This window comes from Reichenbachiella sp. MSK19-1 (assembly GCF_003590315.1).
In the GTDB taxonomy this organism is placed as follows: domain Bacteria; phylum Bacteroidota; class Bacteroidia; order Cytophagales; family Cyclobacteriaceae; genus Reichenbachiella; species Reichenbachiella agariperforans.
In genome coordinates this window covers 1,244,686-1,265,747 of record NZ_MIER01000002.1, presented here as the reverse complement: position 1 = coordinate 1,265,747, position 21,062 = coordinate 1,244,686, and the positions used below count along the sequence as shown (strand labels likewise).

The 21,062-nt window shown below is 42.4% G+C and carries 22 protein-coding genes; 5 read left to right on the top strand and 17 right to left on the bottom strand.

The annotated features are described in order from the left end of the window. Positions 1 to 4: 4 nt before the first annotated feature. The 4 genes from BGP76_RS05200 to BGP76_RS05185 all read left to right on the top strand — a co-directional run bounded on the left by BGP76_RS05200 (position 5) and on the right by BGP76_RS05185 (position 3,926). The gene (locus BGP76_RS05200; RefSeq protein WP_073118651.1) at positions 5 to 412 is read left to right on the top strand and encodes a hypothetical protein; all 408 of its coding nucleotides are present in this window, start codon (positions 5 to 7) and stop codon (positions 410 to 412) included. A 177-nt stretch (positions 413 to 589) separates the two neighbouring features. Beyond that, a complete protein-coding gene (locus tag BGP76_RS05195; protein ID WP_073118653.1) occupies positions 590 to 2,434 on the top strand; it encodes a hypothetical protein in 1,845 nt (614 codons plus the stop codon). Positions 2,435 to 2,437: 3 nt separating this feature from the next. Next, on the top strand, positions 2,438 to 3,028 hold the full coding sequence (locus tag BGP76_RS05190; RefSeq protein ID WP_073118655.1) for an FISUMP domain-containing protein: 591 nt from the start codon (positions 2,438 to 2,440) through the stop codon (positions 3,026 to 3,028). A 16-nt stretch (positions 3,029 to 3,044) separates the two neighbouring features. Next, complete coding sequence (locus tag BGP76_RS05185; RefSeq protein WP_119843863.1) at positions 3,045 to 3,926, top strand: cation diffusion facilitator family transporter; 882 nt, start codon at positions 3,045 to 3,047, stop codon at positions 3,924 to 3,926. A gap of 70 nt (positions 3,927 to 3,996) precedes the next feature. On the opposite strand, the gene BGP76_RS05180 is transcribed toward BGP76_RS05185, so the two are convergent. From BGP76_RS05180 to BGP76_RS05125, 12 genes are all read right to left on the bottom strand, one after another. Next, positions 3,997 to 4,260: a YtxH domain-containing protein gene (locus BGP76_RS05180; RefSeq protein WP_073118659.1), complete on the bottom strand. Its 264-nt coding sequence runs from the start codon at positions 4,258 to 4,260 to the stop codon at positions 3,997 to 3,999. Between the two features lie 86 nt (positions 4,261 to 4,346). Beyond that, the gene (locus BGP76_RS05175; RefSeq protein ID WP_119843862.1) at positions 4,347 to 4,874 is read right to left on the bottom strand and encodes a Dps family protein; all 528 of its coding nucleotides are present in this window, start codon (positions 4,872 to 4,874) and stop codon (positions 4,347 to 4,349) included. A 151-nt stretch (positions 4,875 to 5,025) separates the two neighbouring features. After that, positions 5,026 to 6,483 carry an ATP-binding protein gene (locus BGP76_RS05170; RefSeq protein WP_119843861.1) on the bottom strand — a complete coding sequence of 486 codons (1,458 nt, stop codon included), beginning with the start codon at positions 6,481 to 6,483 and terminating at the stop codon, positions 5,026 to 5,028. Between the two features lie 207 nt (positions 6,484 to 6,690). After that, positions 6,691 to 8,073: a sigma-54 dependent transcriptional regulator gene (locus BGP76_RS05165; RefSeq protein WP_119843860.1), complete on the bottom strand. Its 1,383-nt coding sequence runs from the start codon at positions 8,071 to 8,073 to the stop codon at positions 6,691 to 6,693. 15 nt (positions 8,074 to 8,088) lie between these two features. Continuing rightward, a complete protein-coding gene (locus tag BGP76_RS05160) occupies positions 8,089 to 8,433 on the bottom strand; it encodes a response regulator (protein WP_119843859.1) in 345 nt (114 codons plus the stop codon). A 36-nt stretch (positions 8,434 to 8,469) separates the two neighbouring features. Further along, the gene (locus BGP76_RS05155) at positions 8,470 to 9,291 is read right to left on the bottom strand and encodes a formate/nitrite transporter family protein (RefSeq protein WP_119843858.1); all 822 of its coding nucleotides are present in this window, start codon (positions 9,289 to 9,291) and stop codon (positions 8,470 to 8,472) included. 68 nt (positions 9,292 to 9,359) lie between these two features. After that, a complete protein-coding gene (gene corA, locus BGP76_RS05150) occupies positions 9,360 to 10,424 on the bottom strand; it encodes a magnesium/cobalt transporter CorA (protein ID WP_119843857.1) in 1,065 nt (354 codons plus the stop codon). A gap of 51 nt (positions 10,425 to 10,475) precedes the next feature. Continuing rightward, entirely contained in the window at positions 10,476 to 11,192 is a 717-nt protein-coding gene (locus BGP76_RS05145) for a DUF3307 domain-containing protein (RefSeq protein WP_119843856.1), read from the bottom strand. Beyond that, positions 11,189 to 11,797, bottom strand: a complete 609-nt coding sequence (locus BGP76_RS05140) for a transcriptional regulator (RefSeq protein ID WP_119843855.1) — start codon at positions 11,795 to 11,797, stop codon at positions 11,189 to 11,191. The genes BGP76_RS05145 and BGP76_RS05140 overlap by 4 nt, the downstream gene beginning before the upstream one ends. Positions 11,798 to 12,003: 206 nt before the next feature. Continuing rightward, positions 12,004 to 12,594, bottom strand: a complete 591-nt coding sequence (locus BGP76_RS05135; RefSeq protein ID WP_158584066.1) for a DUF2911 domain-containing protein — start codon at positions 12,592 to 12,594, stop codon at positions 12,004 to 12,006. 244 nt (positions 12,595 to 12,838) lie between these two features. Next, positions 12,839 to 13,567: an O-methyltransferase gene (locus BGP76_RS05130; protein WP_158584064.1), complete on the bottom strand. Its 729-nt coding sequence runs from the start codon at positions 13,565 to 13,567 to the stop codon at positions 12,839 to 12,841. 467 nt (positions 13,568 to 14,034) lie between these two features. Then, positions 14,035 to 14,427, bottom strand: coding sequence for a helix-turn-helix domain-containing protein (locus tag BGP76_RS05125; protein WP_119843852.1), 393 nt, complete (start codon positions 14,425 to 14,427; stop codon positions 14,035 to 14,037). Positions 14,428 to 14,543: 116 nt separating this feature from the next. Here BGP76_RS05125 and BGP76_RS05120 point away from each other — a divergent pair, with 116 nt between their 5' ends. After that, positions 14,544 to 15,176 carry an NAD(P)H-dependent oxidoreductase gene (locus BGP76_RS05120; protein ID WP_073118681.1) on the top strand — a complete coding sequence of 211 codons (633 nt, stop codon included), beginning with the start codon at positions 14,544 to 14,546 and terminating at the stop codon, positions 15,174 to 15,176. 96 nt (positions 15,177 to 15,272) lie between these two features. Here the strand turns inward: BGP76_RS05120 and BGP76_RS05115 are convergent, their stop codons facing one another. From BGP76_RS05115 to BGP76_RS05095, 5 genes are all read right to left on the bottom strand, one after another. Next, entirely contained in the window at positions 15,273 to 17,588 is a 2,316-nt protein-coding gene (locus tag BGP76_RS05115) for a type IA DNA topoisomerase (protein WP_119843851.1), read from the bottom strand. 46 nt (positions 17,589 to 17,634) lie between these two features. Further along, a complete protein-coding gene (locus BGP76_RS05110) occupies positions 17,635 to 18,114 on the bottom strand; it encodes a YchJ family protein (RefSeq protein ID WP_119843850.1) in 480 nt (159 codons plus the stop codon). Positions 18,115 to 18,364: 250 nt separating this feature from the next. Next, a complete protein-coding gene (locus tag BGP76_RS05105; RefSeq protein ID WP_119843849.1) occupies positions 18,365 to 19,576 on the bottom strand; it encodes a flavohemoglobin expression-modulating QEGLA motif protein in 1,212 nt (403 codons plus the stop codon). A gap of 207 nt (positions 19,577 to 19,783) precedes the next feature. Further along, complete coding sequence (locus BGP76_RS05100; RefSeq protein ID WP_119843848.1) at positions 19,784 to 20,434, bottom strand: DUF1801 domain-containing protein; 651 nt, start codon at positions 20,432 to 20,434, stop codon at positions 19,784 to 19,786. Continuing rightward, a complete protein-coding gene (locus tag BGP76_RS05095) occupies positions 20,431 to 20,919 on the bottom strand; it encodes a GNAT family N-acetyltransferase (RefSeq protein ID WP_158584062.1) in 489 nt (162 codons plus the stop codon). The genes BGP76_RS05100 and BGP76_RS05095 overlap by 4 nt, the downstream gene beginning before the upstream one ends. Positions 20,920 to 21,062: the final 143 nt, after the last annotated feature.

Sequence of the window (21,062 nt, the reverse complement as noted above, 5' to 3'; positions counted from 1 at the left end):
AATCATGAAAAAAGCAATAAATTATATAATCGTACTTGGGATGGCTGCATTAGCCTTCTCATGTACCGATCCTGAGGAATTTACCGCTGCTAAAAACAAGCCCTACGGTGATTGGGAAGTTCAGCAGTACTATGTTGACGGTCAAAATAATGGCAACTCTATCCTGGAGAGATTTACATTGGAAAGAGATGGTTCTTTCTTATTAGAAGACGAAAATGGAGTTCTTTTCTATGGAACATGGGAGTCGACTGACACTAGTCTTACATTAACAGAGGCAGGTGAAAGCACTCAAATTTTTCAATTTGAAATCGTATTTTTAGGCCCTGAAAAAATGCAACTTTTACAAAGCATTGAAGGATTAGACTTAGAAATCAGGTATCTAATGAACTGGCAAAATGCAGATGAATATTAATCTCATCTAGTCATAAACACTATTATATGAAAAGCGGTGATCTAAAAAGGTCATCGCTTTTTTTTATTCCTCGACAAATGTCCCTTACTTTGATATCATTCTGTTCTATGACCTAGAGAAGTTAACCAAAACCGAAAAATATAATCCACCACAGATTATTTGGATAATTCCTAGACTATGAAAAAACACTTACTTGTTAGTTTGTTTTCGCTATTGATCAGTACTGGTACTGTGAACGCACAACTTAGAGTGGACAGGGTCATTCCTCCCTCCTTCAATGCTGCGGCGATTATCAAATACTGCGATCACCCTGTAGGAATCAAATATGGCGTCCCTAAAATAAAAATCCCTATTCAGACCCTCATCAAAGACGACTTATTTGTACCCATCAGCCTCAACTATCACACGATAGGTATCAAGGTAGAAGAAGAAGCTACATGGGCAGGACTAGGCTGGCATCTGGAAGCTGGTGGTACAATAACCCGACTGATCAGAGGCGAAAACGATCTCGCCCTAGCTGACAAAGCATCTAATAGTAAAGCATTGGGTTACCCCTTCGAACATATCAAACCTTGTTTTGACGACTGTCAAGAAAATGAAAATGATGACTTCCACGAAAAGGTATGCGCTGGTGAGATTGACTCAGATCCAGACATATTCTTCTTCAACATTCTAGGCATGAAAGGGAAATTCCTTTTGACTCCTGATCATGACAGTACGACCCAGATTCTCAAAATAGAACTTGTCCGTCCAAGACAGATGACTGCTGAGTTTTACATGGCCGACAACTATTGGAAGATATCTGACCAAATGGGCTATCAATACATCTTCAAACAGAAAGAAATCACTAAATCAATCAGTACTTATTTGGACTATAAGTTCGAAACTGAGTCTACAGATTTTGATTTCAATAGTCAAACAGCTACTACGTCGTGGCACATGAGTAAGATCATCTCTCCCAGTGGAGTGGAAGCAACCTTCAAATATGATGTAAACATAGACGGTGTGTCCAAATACCTCAGCAATAGCGCTTATCACAAAATGAACATCAACGACGAAGAACTTTGGGATGTACACTATAGTTCCTATTGTTTTCCAGACAGTATCGAAAACGTTCGTGTCACCTCAGAATACCTTCATTCAGATGTATACTTGGAGTCCATCACTCTAGGTGACTATGTGGCGCACTTTAGTAAATCCGAACAAGATGGTATCAGATCCTCAAGCACCACTGGAGCTGGCACCAATCATTTCATCCAAGCAGTTGCTCCTAACTACAGACGACAACAACTTGACAAGCTAGAAATCCTCCAAGGGGGAAACTCTATTACTTCAGCTGATTTCAAATTCTCAAAATTCAAATCTTATGAAGTAGTAGACAACCCTATACTTAATCACCGATTGAAATTGGACAGTATGCTACTCACTAAACATGGAGAGACAAAGCACATGGGGTTTGAGTACGTCGAAAAATATGGTCTCCCCTCGAAAGAAAGTCATGCTAGAGATCTATGGGGTTACTATAATGGAGAAGATAAAGTGACCAATATCACACCCTCAGACTACTTTAATTATTCTCAACCTGAAAAACTACTGCAAGAAGAAGGCAAGACCAAGCATTATTCAATAGATCATATCAAGGAAGGAGTCATAGCTAAAATAGATTTCGGAGGAGGAAAGGACAGAACCTATCAATTTGATCATCAGGAGTTTTTTGACATAGATCTAGAGATTACAGACCACTTCACGAATAACATGAAGGAGAGTAATTTTAACTCACATATCAAGCCTTTCATCTTTGGAGGACTCAGAGTTTCAGAGATCGTCGAATCATACCCCAAAGAAAAAATATACAAAGACTTCTTCTACACGATCAATCGTCAAGAATCTGGAAAACTAATTATCACCCATTACAGTCATGAGCACCACGGATATGGGCATACTACCTCTGGCAATCATGGAGTCAAATACCCAAAGGTACGCATCAAGACAGGTAAGCTCTTTAATGGCCACAAATTTTAGACTATGAAAAAGAAAATCACAACGTTCATCATTGGGTTGGTAGCAGCAATAAGCCATGGCTTGTCAGCTCAGGATATAACAGGAGTATTTTTTGACCCCAGAGATGGACAAGAATATGAAACCGTATTCATCGAACTACAATTAGAAGGTGGCGCATCAGTAGTCAAAGAATGGCTTGGTCAAAATCTAAACTACCCCATGGAAGGCGCTTTCTGTTACAAAAACTATGAGGAATACTGCGATACCTTTGGGCGTTTATACAACTGGAAAGCTGCATTAGAAGCATGCCCTGCAGGATGGCATCTACCAGATGATGTGGAGATTGGTAGTTTGACGAGTAAGCATGGAGGTAGTAAATCTGCCGGAGCGACCTTCAAAGAAGGTGGTGAAAGCGGGCTCAATCTACTAATGGCTGGTTTTGGCGAAGCAAACGGCACGTTCATCGACGTAGGGGTTAATGGCTACTACTGGAAGAGGGCAAACAAAGAGGATCGTACCCCAGGGCTATTAACTATACATAATGGTGTCGACTACTTCACGGACGACAGCATCGATGGCACCCACCGAAACAGTATTCGTTGTGTAAGAGACTAATTAGTTAGACGAGGATATGGAACACGACCATTCACATCATGATAGTGAAACAAATATCAAGTGGGCATTCTTCCTCAATATTTCCTTCACCATTTTTGAGTTCATTGGTGGGTTTTATGTCAATAGTATCGCCATCGTTTCGGATGCAGTGCATGACCTAGGAGATAGTCTCTCCTTAGGGCTATCTTGGTATCTCGACAAAAAATCCAAACAAGAGGCAAACTCTCAGTTCAGCTTTGGTTATTCCCGCTTTTCGCTCTTGGGCGCTTTGATCAACTCACTGGTATTGATCGGTGGATCTATCTATGTGGTATCAGAAGCTGTAAATCGCCTGATCAACCCAGAGCCTTCGGATGCCAATGGCATGATAGTCTTTGGTATCATAGGTGTACTGGTCAATGGATATGCGGCGTACAAATTAAGCAGCGGAAAATCCCTCAATGAAAAAGTACTCTCGTGGCATTTGATAGAAGATGTGCTCGGCTGGGCTACGGTTTTGGTAGTGGCTATTGTACTCAAATTCTACCAAAACCTATACCTCGACCCTGCCCTGTCTCTACTCATCACCGCCTTCATTCTATGGAATGTCATCAAGAGACTCAAACAAACACTTGTTGTTTTCCTACAAGGAACGCCTGTAGATATTTCTCTCACAGAGATAGAAGAAAAACTATGTAACGTAAGCCATGTAACTTCACTACATCACTGTCATTTTTGGTCTCTCAATGGTGAAGACCATGTCTTTACTGCACATATCAAATTAGAGACGATTAGCGACTTATCTGCCTTGCTAGAGGTAAAAAAAGAGATTAGAGCTACTTTAAGTCCCTATCATTTCGAGCACTGCACGATAGAAGTAGAGCTAGACAAAGAGACCTGTAGATTAGAAATTGAATAAGAAAGCCTCATAAACACACAAGGGTTGCTAAATTAGCAACCCTTGTGTGTTAAATATCACAATACTTAAATTACAGCTTCGCAGCAGTTTTAACCTTTTCAATAGCTGTCTTACCATTTTGAGCTTGCTTTTCTACTGTTTTATTCAGTATATCTTTGGCTTCTTCTAATTTGCTAGTGGCAGCTTGTTCTAAACTCTTCTTCATAGAATCGATCTCTTTGGTGAGTTTCTTTCTAGATTTTGCACCGTCTCTTGGGGCGGTTAAATATCCTGCAGCCAATCCTGCTCCTGCCCCTACTACTAATGCGATTGTGGTTTTTATTAAAGTATTCATTGTTTATTTATTTAAGGTGTTAAAATGATCGCTCTACAATACATAGAAACGATTATGATTAAAATGAGTTTAACAATTATGAAATATTAACTATTGTGAGAAAAGGCAGTCATCATCCAATGGTTCTTTTCAGTCTGTTTGACAAAACCTTTGATCATGTCTTCTGTACCACTATCCCCATGGTTGATTGCCATTTCGATGACACTAAACATGTGCTCCAGTAGGATTTCATAATCTTTTATAATTTCTCCTACCATTTCCATTGCGGTGAGATCTGTACCAGACTCTTTGATTTCGGAGGTTTCGAGATATTCGCGCATTGTACTGAGCGGTGTTTGATTGAACACTCGAATACGTTCTGCGACATCATCGATTGCGACTTTGGCATCATTGTATTGCTGCTCGAACTTTTCATGGACATCAAAGAAGTCTGCTCCCTTGACATTCCAGTGAAAATTTCTAAGTTTCTGATAATGTACGCTAAAGTTGGCCAGTAGTCGATTCATAACCTCTACCAACTCCGCTGTCTCTAGTTTGGTATAGCCCAACCTAGCATGTGGCTTTCTATCTTTTGATATTTTCGTCTTGGATAACTCTAATGTATTGTTGCTCATAATTTCTGTGTTTAGTTCTTCGCTTATTTACTTGCGAATTGCATTCCAGAAATCCGAACAGCTCTCAAGAGCTCTAATCTAGCTATCGTCTTGTATTATGTGTAGAATACCCCCTGTATCTGGGGAAGACTCTCTACACTCACCACAACTATCAACAGTTGAAGGTTACATAGAAGGTAGTCCCCACTCCTAGCTCACTGTTGATAGAAATAACTCCTTGGTGACTATGAACAATATTTTGAACAGTAGTCAAACCAAGACCTGTACCTTCTTTTTTACCTGTAAAAAATGGCTCAAAGAGATGATTTATGCTTTTTTGGTCTATACCCTTACCATTGTCAGTAATGGTCAAAATTGCCTTACCCTTTTCGAGAACAGTTGTGACTGTCAAAACCCCCACTTCAGGCTTCATTGCCTCGATCGCATTGATGAATAAATTCAGTATCGCCACATTGAGTTGATCAGCATCTAATGGAAAATCAGGAATGGCAGCTTCATAACTTTCCTCCAGTGTCATACTCTGCAGGTTAAGCCTATCTCTGACCAAATCTAGGGTATCCGATACGATACGATTGAGTGATTGATTGACGAGTTGTAGTTCTTTAGGTTTAGAGGAATTAAGTAAATCCGAAATGAGCTTGCCAATACGGTCAGTATTTCTAGAGATAATATTAAAATAAAGTTCAGCATCTTCCGCTACTTCCTCTGGAATCTCATCCTTCAACTGCTCTAAGGCCAAAGACAGGTTGGTTAAAGGATTTCTAACCTCATGGGCAATGGTACGCGCTAGTTTGCCCGTCATTGACAGCTTCTCAGCCCGCAGGAGTTCTAGATCAGCCTGCTTACGTTTAGTCATGTCCCTAATGACACCTATATAGTTTTGCTGATCTGTGTCCAAATCAATAATAGAAACACTATTCATTGTACAATAACGCTTGTACTGATTTCTATCTAACAATACCGTTTCATACTCCTCACGTCTACCATTCTGCTCCAGCTCGGCCTTTAATGCCAAGAAATCAGCTTGATCTTCAAATAGCATATCCAATGACATTCGAGACAATTCTATACTACTATAACCATAGGCCTGAATCAAAGCCTCATTGGCATCTACAAAAAAGAAATCATGATTGACAAAAAAGATCGCATCTATAGACTCTTCGAATAGTCGTTGGTATTTGTTTTCCCTTGACTTTACTGCCTTTATTGCCTCTTTTTCATCTGTAATATCCTGCAAAGTCATCGTACAGCCATCTCCTAACTTTACGATGGACATCTGGTACCACCTGTTACTAGACTCATCCACGACTTGCTGTTCGAAGGTCGTACTCTTACCGCTAAGAACCACATCAATGAGCCTATCCACTATTCCATATTTTTGATACAATGGCAGGACACTGATCAACCGCTCCCCCATCACGTCATCAGATTCTAAATCAAGCAATTCCTCTGCTACGTCGTTGATAAACAGCCACTCAAAATCAATGATGTCTCCTCGATCATTTCTAATCGAATCAAATGACATGATCCCATCAAAGGCACTATCCAGTATACTTTTGAGTAGTTCCTCAGTCGAACTATTGGTTTCATTCTTGAAATTTTCGAGCATAGATATGGATTAAGAATATTAGAATCTAAAGTTCATTAAAACTTTGGTCAAATATAATTCAAGCAAAACAACTGATTCACAGTTGTTTTGGATCGGAATAGATTTCCTATTGCATAATAGGATTAAAATCTCACGCTTAGTAAAATGCTGTTTATAATATTGATTATCTACTTTTTAACTTTAGCTCCTGAACTAAGCAATTCAGGCTTAATTATCAATATTGTACAACGTCAGCTTATTGTAGAGAGTCTTGCGATCTATATCTAGCAATTCAGCGGTTTTAGACTTATTGTTATTGGTTTTCTTCAAGACTTCTAGAATCGCACTCTTCTCTGCATGCTCTACTACTGCCCTAAGACTGGTTGGCAATGTCCCATTAAAATCGACATCTATATTGCCACTGGATACTGGTTCAGGGCTCATCAGCTCCACAGGCAAACAGTCATCATTGACTTTATCAGACTGGCAGAGTAAAACAGCCCGTTTGACGACATTGCTAAGTTCTCGTAGATTCCCATGCCAGTGGTGTGCTTTGAACATCGCCATAGCGCCTTTGTCGAATCCCATCACTTGTTTATCTAGTTGTTCATTCGCTGCACCCAAAAAATGCTCGGCAAACATCGGTATGTCATCCGTGCGCTCTCGGAGTGGAGATAGTTCGATCACAAATTCGTTGACTCGATGATACAGGTCCTCTCTGAAATTACCCTCCGAAACTGCCTTTTTCAAATTCTCGTTAGTCGCTACCAGTACCCTGACATCTACAGGAATATCCTTCGCACCACCTACCCGACGTACATATCGCTCCTGTAGTACTCGGAGTAGTTTGACCTGGTTGTCATAACTGAGGTTACCCAGTTCGTCCAAAAATAAGGTTCCCCTCTCAGCTAATTCGAAGCACCCTTTTTTATCATTGATTGCCCCCGTAAAAGCCCCTTTGATGTGCCCGAACAGTTCACTGCCCGCCAACTCGTCTGGCAAAGCGCCACAGTCCACCGCTATGAAAGGCTGATCCGCTCGCTTGCTGTTATAATGAATAGACTTGGCTACATATTCTTTACCTGTCCCTGTCTCACCCAGAATAATCACAGACATGTCCGTCGGTGCGATCAACTCGATATGCTTTTGCACAACCTGCGCATGTCGTGATTTTCCCACGACATATTGATTAGGAGCCGTGGCTTTTGTAGTAGAAGTTTTAACTGGTTTGGTCGAATTAGGTGATTTGGCTTCTTGCTTGAGTGCGTTTTTGACAATCATCAAAATCTCCTCAGGGTAGAGCGGTTTGGTTACATACTCATAGGCCCCTTTTTTCAGAGCCTCTACCGCTATTCTCACATCAGAGTATCCTGTGATGATAATCACTTGAGTCTTCGCATTAATGATTTTGATCTTCTGCAGGATCTCCAACCCGTTGTAGTCCGGTAGTTTAAAATCGCAAATCACCAAATCAAATGTCTGCTCCTTCAGCTTTTTGATTCCTTCTTCTCCATTCGCTGCAGTATCTGTTTCGAAACCATTTTTGGCAAAAAACTTCTTTAAAAGCAGGCAAATATCTGCCTCATCATCCACTATCAAAATTCTCTTCATCGATATGCTATTCGTTTATGCGTTGACCGCATCTATAATCTGTTTCTTTGTAAATGGCTTTTTGATGAAATGATCTATGTTCATCTCTGCAGCTCGCCGTGTCTCCACCACACCATCATAGGCGCTAATAATGATCACTTTAGCTCCCTCAGATGCATTCCTAATATCATCCATCAAGTCAAACCCCGTTCCATCAGGCAGATTCAAATCCAGGAAATAAACTTCATACGCATGCGCTTGGATCATATTCTTGGCTTTGGTAATACGATCTGCATAATCTACCGATATTCCCTTCTTTTTTAAAAACATGGACACCATCAAACCTATATCTTCCTCATCGTCTACTATCAATACATTCATACACCTAAAGGTAATAGGAATGCCAGAGGGATGCAATTATGAGTTGAATCGAACATGGCTAAACTTGAGTACTGCCACGAAAACCGTCCCTCCAATTGCATTGCCTACGGTAGCCCAAAACTGAAATTTGAGATAATCCATAAAAGTAATATCCTCACTGGTAATCATCCCTGAGAACACCTCGATAGACCCAACGATACAATGATGCAGTCCCGCCATACCAATGATAGACGTCACCATCCCGATCATCAGAATCCTACTAATCGTCTCCTGAGAGGAAGTCACCAGCCAACCCAGTAGCCCCATCATCCAGCCTGCCAGCAAAGCACTGAGTAATATCACCTCCCAGTGGTAGTCAGTCATTTCATGGGCTAGATGGTAAAATACGGGTTCATCGATGAACCCTACCGCAGGACCGATTTTAGCGATCAGTAGACTAAATATAAATCCTCCAATCAGGTTACCTGAATACACCAGCCCCCAAAGTTTGAAGATAAATTTCAATTTGATCGACCCGTTCAAAACGGGCAATATCGCCAGTGCAGTATGCTCCGTAAACAGCTCCGACCGACCTATGATTACAAAAATAAAACCAAGAGGGTAGCACATGGCCAGCATGATTTTGAGCACCTCAGGACTTACCAAATCGCCAAACATCGTAAACACTGTCCCCATGAACAAGACACTAAAACCGATCTCTAGTCCAGCAGTAAACGCCGACATGAACAGCCCTGAGCTAGAGCGATTAAACTCCTTCATACTCATATCTATCTGCTCCTCCAATATCTGTTTGACCTCTTTGGGTCTCCCTGGCTCGGCCTCTTCTGTGGGGCGAAACTTTCTACTAAATAGATTCATCTCTTTTTACTTTTTAGGTGATTGAAAAAGAACTTTGTAAGGTAATACTGTATCCCTATTTCATTTCACTAAAGCCATTTCTTTCTTTTGAAATACACGATCATAGTAACAGATAGCATGATCATGACACCCCAAAATACGGGATAAGCATATCTGTAGTTGAGTTCTGGGAAGTACTTAAAATTCATTCCGTATACTCCAACCATGAATGTCAGCGGAATAAATATAACCGAATAGATCGTGAGGAGTCTCATGATCTCATTCAGTTTGTTAGACATATTGGTATGGTAGACACTGAGCTGTTCGTTGAGTAGCTCGCGATAGGTCTCTATCGACTCTGTTGCTATGGTCACGTGATCAAATAGATCCTTGAGGAAGTTCTTGTTTTCCTTGTCAACAAACTCTGATTTGTCAAATTGAAACACTGCCTCGCGCACTGGGCGAATGACCTTTCGTAGATAATTGACTTGCTTCTTATAGTAGTTGATTTGCTCCAAAATCTCCTTTTTGGGATTGACCAAAACTTCTTGATCAATCTCTTCGATACGTACCCCAAACTGCTCAATAGAGTAGATATAATTATCCACAATTGTATCGATGAGGGCATACGCAAGATAGCCAATCGTCCGAGTACGTATTCTTGTCATCTCCTGACGTATGCGGTCCCGGACAGAGTCCAGCACATCCCCTTCTACCTCCTGAAAGGTAAAGAGGTAGTTCTCTCCTAGCACCATACTAAACTGCTCTGATGTCGTGACATCCTGATGCTCGTCATAGCGTATCATCCGTAGTACCAAATACAAGTGTCCATTGTAAATCTCGCATTTCGGTCGCTGTGAAGTATCCAAAATATCCTCTAGCATTAGTGGGTCTAGATTCAACTGTTTACCAACCTGCTCTACCACTTTTTCGTCGTGGAGTCCGTCGATGTTTATCCAGTTTTTTTGATTGAGATTCATTCGCTCAAACACCTTGTCGATTTCGTCTAGTTCATATTCATGATATGATTCGGTATCATATTGGATCATTCGTATGATGGGGTGCTCCATTTTCTGCTCTCCGACGAATATCAGTGAGCCAGGTGCTGTAGAGTTCATTGGACCGGTTGATATAGCGGCTCGTGTTTTTTTCATCTTTTCTATTCAGAGGTCAAAAGTTTATTTCTTGTGGAGGGAGATCACCCTTTATTTCATCCAATAAGCGCCCGCATACTGATATGCCAACCCGATCACAATGGATAAGCCAAAACTCAATAAAGTTCCGATCAAGATATATTCCGTGAGTTTCCTGTCCTTGGCACGTGACAGATCGCTAAAACGAAACACCGACTTGGCAGCTATCAAGAGACCTATCGCCTGCCACTGATCTAGGATGATAAACCCAAAGACGAATAACCGCTCTAGTATCCCGATGTATTTGCCTGCCTCTGCGAGAGAATCCGTCGCGTCATCCTCATCTAATGACCAGCGACTCATCACCTGTTTCATCACCACAGAGACGACCGACGTGAGCATGAGCAATGCCAGCACCAGCAGCAATAAGTGAGTAGAATATACTTCAGTCCAATTGATCTGAACAGGATAGTATGCAAGTACGGTTGCTGCAATGACCGTCAGGTGTGCCAACTGATCCCATACAAATAACCATAGATGGTTCACGTGGTTCATCAATCGTAGCTTGGCCACATCGATCAGCCCGTGACTCCCTCCGATAATCAATAGCACTGGCCAATAATCCATCTGCAGCAGCACAGCTAATGCCACGATATGCACCGCTAGATGTATATATAGATATCGAGACTTGTGCCCTTTGGCGATTTTGTCGAGCACCCATGCATTCGGTTGGCATACAAAATCCCCTATAACGTGGGCGATCAAGAGTTGAAGTGCAAATACAATCATAGTTGGCTAAGTTTGGATTGATAATACGCATTGAGCTGCATGATCTCTTCGAATCCTCCTCGTTTGAGTGCCTCGCTCACACTACTCTGGGATTTTCCTAAGCGCTCTGCTATCTCAATCTGATTCTTATCAGTGTGCATCAATACTGTCGTCACCACTCCTGCTACGGTAGCACTCCAGTGGTTGGCAGTCAACAGTGCCAGACTCAGCATCAAATTGATCGGTTCGTTCAGCACATCATGGCTGGAGCGAATAGCGAGTGTCTGTTTTTTCAGAGACTCAAAACACTCCCCCGATCGTACAAAAGCTGTCCCATTAGATTCTGTGATTTTCTCGGCTGTGTGGTCTTGATCCCCTAGCCCTATCGCCATACGTACGTCATGTGCTTTGCTCTGCCTGACACTGGCCTTGATATGAATAGCCGCTAAAAGTGCCTGCTCGGGGGGTAAAATAAGCTGAAAGCTATCTCCTCTATATATCTCCCACTGCTGTGGAGATCGTCCATAATGAGTCAATGCTGATTTGAGTGGGATAAGCCATTCTGAAGTATCTCCTGCTCGAGAGTTAATAATATCACCAGTGATGACCGCCTTTGTGCTTTTCATATCCTAAAGATATCGGATTATAAACCGATACCCAAACATATCGGATATAGAACCGATATTAACCTATATCGGATTTATAGCCGATATTAATACCGACTAACCTTGCAGCACGCTTTGTAAGAACAACTTATAATGAGATTGGCAAAAGCTAAAACAACATACACTAAAGCGATATTGTCAACCATTATTAGGGGATCATAAATTGATCATGCTGGCTTGACAGCAAAACTGAAACGGAGATACTCCCAAGCAAAGGTTACTTGGCCATCCAGAGCTATTTCGAAATTCATCCTTTCTTGAAGTTCTTTCACTTTAGAAGTGGTCACGGTAAACCGCAGAGCATCCAGCTCTTTTTCATAGTCATAGGCACCCCAAACATCATACTTTCTATTCAAGATCACCTCCCACGTACTAGAGTCCGACGGTATCGTGTACAAGGCATAATCCCCCGCTGGTAGTGACTGCCCCTCAATCTCAAGGGCTTTATCAGTAGAGAATACAGTGGCCTCATTCGCTCCTGTTCTCCATATTTTGTTATACTTGACCAAGTCACCCCAGATGTCTCTGTCCTTGACGCCTGGTTGACTATAGGTGATATACACATGCGTATCCCCTAACATCTGATCCGCACGAGCAGGCGGTGAAGGTCTATTACTCGCCTCCTTTTTATAATGCTGAAAATCTGCAGAATCGGCCGACACATAATTCCTTGAATATTCCTGCCTATGACAACTGGCTCCCCATACCAAAATCATCGTCATCATCACCATCATTCCTATCTTCTTCTCTGTCTTCATCTGTTCCCTGTACAATGTTGCTTTTTCAATCTTACGAAGATTATGAAAAATATGTTTAAACATACATTTCAAACCATCTATAAATAATCATTTTAAGTAACTAACATACATTTGACCTAACCTATCATGAGTTGATCGCTTCATACTACTGTATAAGGAATAGCCATATCACTAGATTAATTATCAGAGTTCAAGTCCATCAATCCACTCAGTCACATTTGCAGAAGCGTATCCGTAGAACTGGTTAGTACGCTAGGTGAAGGCTAAAATCGACATTCTTCTCTGATTCGTTTTTGTCGATGATTACAATCCCCTGTTCGTACAGATCCAAAGTATAATTCACCTCTGGATCTTTCTTGATTATCTCCCAGGCTTCTTTCATTTCGTCACTCCAGTTGATATCATCAAAAATGAATATAGCTGGCGAACTCACGTTAGATTTTAGTTGCTCAAAATACTCAAGAGTAGGTTTTTTCTTGTGATTACCGTCTATAAATAGGATGTTAAAATTGATGTTCTCTTTTAAAAGTTCAGGGAATGTCTGATCATATAATCCTTGTTTTACTTCAAATTTAGAAGCAGGTACGATACTGGAAAATTGTTTAGACGAAATAGTGCACAACTGAGGAAGGCCCTCCATGGTCACAAATTTACTTGCCTCCTTATGCTTCATTGCCTCAAGGATATAAGATCCAGACACACCTAGGTTTGTACCGATCTCTAGGCAAATAGGTGCACTCGTATTTTTAATGATAAAGTACAAAAACTCGCACCATCTTTTACTCGACGGAGCATTTTTACAAATTTCCATTACTCGTGCGGTCTTATCAAGACCAAATATATCGTAGGACACTTCCGTTTTGTCATCAAAAAGTGTGCTTCTGTAATTTTCACAATGTTCAAATGCACTCTGATCTTCATGATCAATCTTCCTGTGCTTGACAGTCAAAAAGGAAGTCAAAACTTTCTCCAAAGTTTGATTTTGGTGCTTTGCTATCCTTCTCAATTCAGCCTTTTGATTTAGTCTTCTGGAAACAATCAAAAAGTGCTTTTTAATTCTTTTTACGGTCATATTGTTTTGTACTCACTTATATTTTCAAGCCTAGAAATCATGGTGCTTCGGGATCCTGACATAATCGTCTAAACTAATATAATTCAATATGAAATTAACCTTTCAAGAAGGTGTTTTATTCGTAATTATCATAAATCACCAGTGTCCCCTAGCACGCTTTTGTAAAGCGTGCCGATTTCCCATAATATTTGCAATTCGATGGAGAAGAATTTAGATTCATTGTATAATCGGACAAATACAAGGCACATGAACTGGGAAGCTGTACTTTGTAACGGTGACGGTGGTCGGCTGGATTGTTTGACTAAGTCAGTCGAAGCTTTGGTGAGTTTTTAGATACGCCTTTCAACTCCACGGCGCTAAATGTTCCATCACCCCTTCCCCATGATTCTTTGGCGGTGTGCTTTGCCCCATTTGTACAGTTCCTCTATGGCAGGATTAAGGGTTTTGCCATAGTCCGTGAGCGAGTACTCTACGACTACTGGGATGGAGTCGTAGACGGTACGTTTGACCAGTTGGTTCATCTCTAGTTCTCTAAGCTCTTTGGATAGCATCCTGTCAGTGATTTTTGGGATTTCTTTGGACATCTCACCAAAGCGTTTGTTTCCAAATGTCAATGAAATGATAATGGGCAACTTCCATTTCCCACTCAACACATACAACGCATCCTGTACAGGCTGTATAATCCCCACACAGCCACTGTGTGTTTTTTCCTGAGGCTTTACTGATTGATTATCAGCCTCTTTTATCTTTCTAGCTTCCATAAATCAAAAATTAATGAAACAAACTATAACAAAGTATAGTACTATAACCCTGTACACTACTTACTAAAGTATAGTAAACTTAACTAAGTTTGCTCAAAAATCATAAAACAACTACAATGAGTTTAATAGAAGACCTACAGTGGCGATATGCTACTAAAAAAATGAACGGGAATACCGTACCAAAAGAAAAACTGGACTACATACTGGAGGCCGCTAGACTAGCACCCTCTTCGTCAGGATTGCAACCCTATCAAGTATTCGTGATATCTAACAAAGCCCTACAGGAGAAAATAAAAACTGTCGCATGGGATCAGAGTCAAATCATCGATGCTTCGCATGTTCTGGTGTTTGCCGCATGGGATGGATATACAGAAGAAAAAATCAAATCGGTTTTCGACAAAACGCTAGACGAAAGAGGGCTACCGCATGAGACCATGGACGACTATCGAAAGAATATCTGGGGACTATACGAGCCGCTAGGTCAAGCGTGGCAAGCGCAACATGCTGCTAAACAAGCTTACATATCTTTTGGGCTGGCAATCGCTGCTGCTGCTGAACAAAAAGTAGACGCCACACCTATGGAAGGTTTCTTGCCTCCTAAAGTAGATGAGCTGCTGGAGTTAGATAAGCTAGGGTTGAAAAGCGCATTGATTCTCGCGCTGGGCTATAGAGATGAAGAAAATGACTGGTTGGTCAACATGAAAAAAGTTCGAACAGCGAAAGAAGATTTCGTTACAGAACTCAAATAACAACAGTATTAGCACAATGATCTTCCCATGATCATGCTAATCAAGGCTCTTTGTATCCCCATACAAGGAGCTTTTTTTATGGATAAAGAACCCTAATCACTGCTGGATAATCTCTATGACCAGTTCTTTGGTGAGTTTTCGGCCGTTGGCTTGGGTCTTGATGTCTCCGAAAGCAAAGCGAAAATCACAGCCTTCCTTCCAGCGACTACAGCCATAGGCTGTTTGTCCTTTGATGAGGGTTCCCTTCTTACATTTGGGACAAGGAGGCATGGCTTCCTGTTTGGGTTTCAGAGACACAGGTGCTTTGTTTTCGAAAGTCAATTCGAATGTATCGGTGAGTTTGATGATGCCATCTACTTTCTCTCCCTCTAGTACAAATCCTTTGAGTTTAGTTGTCACTTTCTTCTCTACCAGTCGCTGCAACTGCTTTTCTGTCAGCTTTTTGTCCAGATACTTAAACGGCAGTCTCAAATCACACCCCGCCTTGAAAGCACTACAGCCATAAAACTGCTTGCCTTTGAGGATGCGTCCCTGCTTACATTTGGGGCAAGTCATCCCCACCAGACCTGTCTTCGCTGCAGCAGCCGTTGTTTTTTTCTGTGCTTTAGCCTCTGACTCAGTAGCGAGTCGAGGCTTACCTGTCTCCATGCGCACTTCATACACCAGTTCATCCACCATCTTTTTCATGTTGATGATGAACTGACCCGCACTATACTCGCCTTGTTCAATTTCCTTGAGTTGCTTCTCCCATAGACCTGTGAGCTCGGCGGATTTGAGAAGTTCGTTTTGAATCGTATCGATCAGCTGGATGCCCATTACGGTTGGTACGACTTGCTTCTTTCGACGCTCGGTGTACTTGCGCCGAAACAGTGTCTCTATGATATTGGCACGCGTCGAGGGACGCCCGATCCCGTTGGCCTTCATCAGATCACGGAGCTCATCATCCTCCACCTGCTTGCCCGCTGTCTCCATAGCTCTTAGTAATGAGGCTTCCGTATAATTCTTCGGTGGTTTGGTCGTCTTCTCAATAAAAGAAGGCTCGTGTGGTCCCTGCTCCCCTTGTTCAAACGTCGGCAGGATGCTTTCTTCCTCCTCTTCTTTTCCGTCCTCGTCCTCCTTGCTTTTTTTCTCTTTTGGAAACAATACACGCCAGCCTTCTTCTAATATCTCTTTTCCTCTCGCCACAAAAGTGACCTTTTCGACCGCTGCATCGACCTGAGTCTTGGCTACTTTACAATCAGGATAGAAAACCGCTATAAATCGACGGACGATGATGTCATAGACTTTCTGCTGATCTGCACTCAGTGGTTTCTCTTCGCCCGTAGGAATGATGGCGTGGTGATCGGTGACTTTGTTGTCATTGAAAACCTTGGGAGACTTGCGTATCTTATGCCCTATGAGTGAACCCGTGTACTGCGCATAATTCGTGAGCCCCTGCAGAATCCCCGTGATCTTAGGATACATGTCGTTGGGCAAAAAAGTTGTATCGACCCTCGGATAGGTCACCACTTTCATCTCGTAGAGGGACTGCACCATCTTCAGCGTAGATTCTGCTGTAAAGCCAAACTTGCTATTGCAATAGACTTGCACACTCGTCAGATCAAAGAGCTTGGGGGCATACTCCTTACCGTCTTTTCGCTCGATGGCAGTGATCTGTAGGTCCTTGCCACTGATCTGGTTCAGGAGCTTCTCACCATCTTCCTTAGTATGAAACTTACCTGTCGTGTTGTTAAACTTGGTCTCCCGGTAGACTGTCTGTAACTCCCAGTAAGGCTTGGGCTGGAAGTTTTCAATTTCATAGTGGCGATTCACTAGCATGGCGAGAGTAGGCGTCTGTACCCGGCCGATGGACAGTACTTGTTTGAACCCTCCATACTTGAGCGTATAGAGTCGCGTGGCATTCATACCCAAGAGCCAGTCCCCTATCGCACGCGAACTGCCTGCATAGTAGAGATTATCAAATTCCTCCGCGGGCTTGAGTTGCTCAAAGCCTGCGCGAATCGCCTCTGTCGTTAGTGACGAGATCCATAGCCGCTGCACCTCTCCTTCGAACTGCGCCTCCTTGATCACCCATCGTTGGATTAACTCCCCTTCTTGCCCTGCATCACCACAGTTGATCACAGTATCTGCCTTGTCCAGCAGTTGTTTGATCACCCTAAACTGTTTCTTAACTCCCGTATCATCCATCACTTTGGTCTCGAATCGCTCTGGCAACATCGGTAATGTATTCAAGTCCCAACGCTTCCAGTGGGGTTTGTAATCCTCCGGGGGATACAGCGTGCAGAAGTGCCCAAAAGTCCATGTCACCTGATAGCCATTTCCTTCGAAATAGCCCTCGTGGCGATCCTTTGCACCGATCACATGAGCGATCTCTCTGGCGACACTTGGTTTCTCAGCGATACAGACTTTCATAGGCAGGGGATCAATTTAGTAGGGTTATCATGAGACAGCAAAGACATCAAGCGCAGCATTTTTTATACTTCTTGCCACTACCACAGAGACAAGGATCGTTTCGAGAAATCTTCTTTGTCAGGTCTACGGCCTGCGGGTTTATTTTACCTTCGAGGTAAAACCATTGCGTGCCTTCTTTGAGGAACACCGAACGCTCATGGTGCACCTGTTCGATTCCTTTGGCATCTCTAAAATGCGCTTTGAACTCCACTACGCCGCGACTATCCATGACCCGACCATGTTCTACACTAATGATCTCCAGTTTTGTCCAATGGTTGGACTCGGACCACTGACGGATGTCATCGACTTGATACTGCGACCGAGTACGCGAATGAGTCGTTGCTACGAGGTATTCTGCGGCACCTATACTATAGGCACTGTAGCGCGATCGCATCAACGCCAGTGCTGTAGGAGCAGATTGGTCAGAGATGATGGGTTCGCAACATTCGCTAAATAGCTTTCTCGAACAGCACGGGCAATGGGTCATTTTCTTCGGGGTTATAGAAACAAATCGATCACAAATATACCTAGACCTTAGGTAAAACAGGATGAATACAGGTTTACCTTGGAATCAAAATTCTAGGTTATCAGACTCTAAATTTTATCTATCTCCTTATGTGAGGTTTAAATAAGTAAAATGAATTAATATCCAACTATCTAAAATAAGGTCTGTGTGCCACAGACCTTTGAGCAACATCCTTCGAAACTAACCGCTATTGATCAACATCTTACTTTTTTCATTTCATTCCTCCCAAACCATAGAGGAACGAGGCGTAACTCAAGTGTGTGAGTAAAAAGCGCTTGTCTGCGATCCATGGAGGCGTAAAAATCGGTTTGTTGATCAAGCCCATCTCAGAGAGCTGATGCAAAGCTGGTAAGTCCGAAATGTCAAGTTTGCCAGCAAACAGTAAATCCAAATACTCCCATTTACCTTTGCGTACTACATCTCGGAGAAACTTGTGTACCGTAATGAAGCCTTCCAGGTAGACGATATCCTTCGTGAAAGGTGCTCCACCCGTCACTACTCCTCCACGAAAGACGCGCTTGGCACTCTCAAATGACTGATCAGGGTTATCGATCGTCCCCAAAAAGTACCGATACACCTCCATAAAATCTGCACCATCAATGGCCATCTGTATCCCTATCACACGGTCGGACAATCGTCTCACACGGTACAAATCAATCGATCCAGTAATAAACTCCGCAAACACTGCCAGACCTTCTTGGGTCTTGGTCGTCCCTGGGTGCCCTTCTCCTAATATTTTCAGCGGTTGCATGTGGCCGTTGAGGGAGGTCGCTACATGCACGAACAGTTCATGATGAATCAACTGTTCGATATCCTTGTCCGTGAAGTGGGCACTGGGACGAATACTTACTCTTCTCCTACCTGCGAGGGCATTAGAGGCGAGGCTGGCATCCATCACGATCTCTGGTGCCATGTCTCCAAACTTATCTGCCACGACGCGCTTCATCTCGTCCGCTAAATCCTCAGCTGAAAAGTGCGCTTCCAGTGGTGCACCCAAATCCACACCTTTGACTCGGTCAAACATCGTCTCAAAATGCTGCGCCAACTCCAAAGTCGTATGACCGATATTCTTCAACGGGGTTGAAGGCTGCCCATAAAGTAGCTCGGAATACTTGTAAAAATCTGATGTGCCTCGGCTACTCAGTAGCAAAGCACTATACTCGACCTTGTCAGCTATCTTAGCAGCCCATCGATGCGTCTGAATGCTCGGATCGATCAATTCGCGGATCGCCTTGATCTGCGCCAATACCGCTGCTGGATCGTAATGATCATAGCTCACTACAGGTAGACGCGTGGCTTTGGCTTTGAAAAACTGATCTTTCACCTCCTGATCCCAGGCTATATTACGGAGAATGCGCACCGAACTAGAAGCGGCCTGCAACTGATCACTGATCTCAATGATACGTTTCTTGTCTGATTCCATGGTATTCAAATTACGAAAGGCTACAGTCCTCAGAGGTCAACGGTCATACCGATATCACACCTACCAATCCATTGTTCCTTCATTAATCGGAACATAGATAGTTTCTAAAATCAATATTTTGATCTATCGAACTTAAAAAATTCTGTGATTATTTTAACATACTTATACCAGACCTCTACTGAACACACCAAACGAATAAGACAGCACCTACTTGGCTTGCTTATGCGACCCGTCACAGTTCGGCATTCTTTTGGATAGCCCACATACACAGTCATTGAGACCAAATCCATTGAGAATGCGCTGGGTGTATTTGTCAACACGTGTTTCTCGTGTTTTGGACTGCTTGGCTGCCGAAAAGTAAAGATTGTAGGCCCTTTGGCGTCCTGGTGTTAATGCTTCGAATGCTTCTTTGAGCGCAGCATTGTTCTTCAGTTTGTTTTCAAACTCTTCAGGTAGGTCTAGCGGTTCTTTCTTGCGTGGTGCTACTTTTAGTCCAGCTCTTTCCACTTCTACTGCTTCGTAGATATAGGCTTTCAAAGTAGCCTCTTGCTCCACAATCTCGTCCAGCGTACTAAACCGAATCTGACGACCAGACTGGACATTCTCCGTCTGCTGTACCAGTATACCCTCAGCATCCTGCAACAGTGCTCCCTTAAAGAAATTGAGCGCACAGTACTCCTTAAATCCGTGGATCAAAACGACATTACTCCCTTTCCCACCAACAGGGATCGTATAGCAGGGCACCCTCCACTTCAGCTCCTCAATCAACCCACAGTCCAGCACGATCCTGCGCAACTGCTCCAGTTCTTTATGCCACTGCTTGGCCTTCCCAAAAAATGCATCTACCTCGGGATTCATTCTATTCTTTTTTGATAACAAAAATTATAACCACTTATATCTTGATCCATAAGGCAAAAGTCGTTTTTTTCTAAAACTTTGATTGAAGCTTTATTCTCTTTACTACACCAAGCCGTCACTATCCTATTTTTTTCATTCAAGGCTAACATTTCAACCATTTTTTTTACAATTTCCTGTCCCAAACCATCTCCCCAAAATGCACGACCTATTGAGTAACCTATTTCACACTCCTCTTTTCTACGATTATCATATCTGTACATTGAAGTTCCTATTAGGGTCTTGTTTTTTTTCAATTCGACTCCCTTTCTGATCGTTAGTATGTTGCCTTCTTGTAACCTCTGATTTTCCACAAACCTAGCAGCATCATCAAGACTACCCATCGGTTGACTAACTCTGTATTTCATCGCATCCTTATCTGAATAAATTTCAAATAATTTATCGATATCATCATCACTCAACTCTCTAAACTTTATTCTATTGAACATACTTCGATAGCAATTAATCTGATACGCATATATGACCCATTGGGAATGACAATCCCTACGATTCTTTTTAATCTGCATAAATATAGCAAGCCGTCTCGGTACTGTCAACTTCTTTGATCACTGGATAAGAATAGTAGTATACT

Bases quoted from the DNA above. Each gene is read 5' to 3' on its own strand.
- BGP76_RS05175 (WP_119843862.1), bottom strand. From the start codon at position 4,874: ATGAGCAACAATACATTAGAGTTATCCAAGACGAAAATATCAAAAGAT.
- BGP76_RS05105 (WP_119843849.1), bottom strand. From the start codon at position 19,576: ATGGAATCAGACAAGAAACGTATCATTGAGATCAGTGATCAGTTGCAG.
- BGP76_RS05190 (WP_073118655.1), top strand. From the start codon at position 2,438: ATGAAAAAGAAAATCACAACGTTCATCATTGGGTTGGTAGCAGCAATA.
- BGP76_RS05135 (WP_158584066.1), bottom strand. From the start codon at position 12,594: ATGAAGACAGAGAAGAAGATAGGAATGATGGTGATGATGACGATGATT.
- BGP76_RS05180 (WP_073118659.1), bottom strand. From the start codon at position 4,260: ATGAATACTTTAATAAAAACCACAATCGCATTAGTAGTAGGGGCAGGA.
- corA (WP_119843857.1), bottom strand. From the start codon at position 10,424: ATGAAAAAAACACGAGCCGCTATATCAACCGGTCCAATGAACTCTACA.
- BGP76_RS05195 (WP_073118653.1), top strand. From the start codon at position 590: ATGAAAAAACACTTACTTGTTAGTTTGTTTTCGCTATTGATCAGTACT.
- BGP76_RS05160 (WP_119843859.1), bottom strand. From the start codon at position 8,433: ATGAATGTATTGATAGTAGACGATGAGGAAGATATAGGTTTGATGGTG.
- BGP76_RS05125 (WP_119843852.1), bottom strand. From the start codon at position 14,427: ATGGAAGCTAGAAAGATAAAAGAGGCTGATAATCAATCAGTAAAGCCT.
- BGP76_RS05200 (WP_073118651.1), top strand. From the start codon at position 5: ATGAAAAAAGCAATAAATTATATAATCGTACTTGGGATGGCTGCATTA.
- BGP76_RS05140 (WP_119843855.1), bottom strand. From the start codon at position 11,797: ATGAAAAGCACAAAGGCGGTCATCACTGGTGATATTATTAACTCTCGA.
- BGP76_RS05185 (WP_119843863.1), top strand. From the start codon at position 3,045: ATGGAACACGACCATTCACATCATGATAGTGAAACAAATATCAAGTGG.
- BGP76_RS05095 (WP_158584062.1), bottom strand. From the start codon at position 20,919: ATGTTCAATAGAATAAAGTTTAGAGAGTTGAGTGATGATGATATCGAT.
- BGP76_RS05155 (WP_119843858.1), bottom strand. From the start codon at position 9,291: ATGAATCTATTTAGTAGAAAGTTTCGCCCCACAGAAGAGGCCGAGCCA.
- BGP76_RS05170 (WP_119843861.1), bottom strand. From the start codon at position 6,483: ATGCTCGAAAATTTCAAGAATGAAACCAATAGTTCGACTGAGGAACTA.
- BGP76_RS05100 (WP_119843848.1), bottom strand. From the start codon at position 20,434: ATGAATCCCGAGGTAGATGCATTTTTTGGGAAGGCCAAGCAGTGGCAT.
- BGP76_RS05115 (WP_119843851.1), bottom strand. From the start codon at position 17,588: ATGAAAGTCTGTATCGCTGAGAAACCAAGTGTCGCCAGAGAGATCGCT.
- BGP76_RS05110 (WP_119843850.1), bottom strand. From the start codon at position 18,114: ATGACCCATTGCCCGTGCTGTTCGAGAAAGCTATTTAGCGAATGTTGC.
- BGP76_RS05145 (WP_119843856.1), bottom strand. From the start codon at position 11,192: ATGATTGTATTTGCACTTCAACTCTTGATCGCCCACGTTATAGGGGAT.
- BGP76_RS05120 (WP_073118681.1), top strand. From the start codon at position 14,544: ATGAGTTTAATAGAAGACCTACAGTGGCGATATGCTACTAAAAAAATG.
- BGP76_RS05165 (WP_119843860.1), bottom strand. From the start codon at position 8,073: ATGAAGAGAATTTTGATAGTGGATGATGAGGCAGATATTTGCCTGCTT.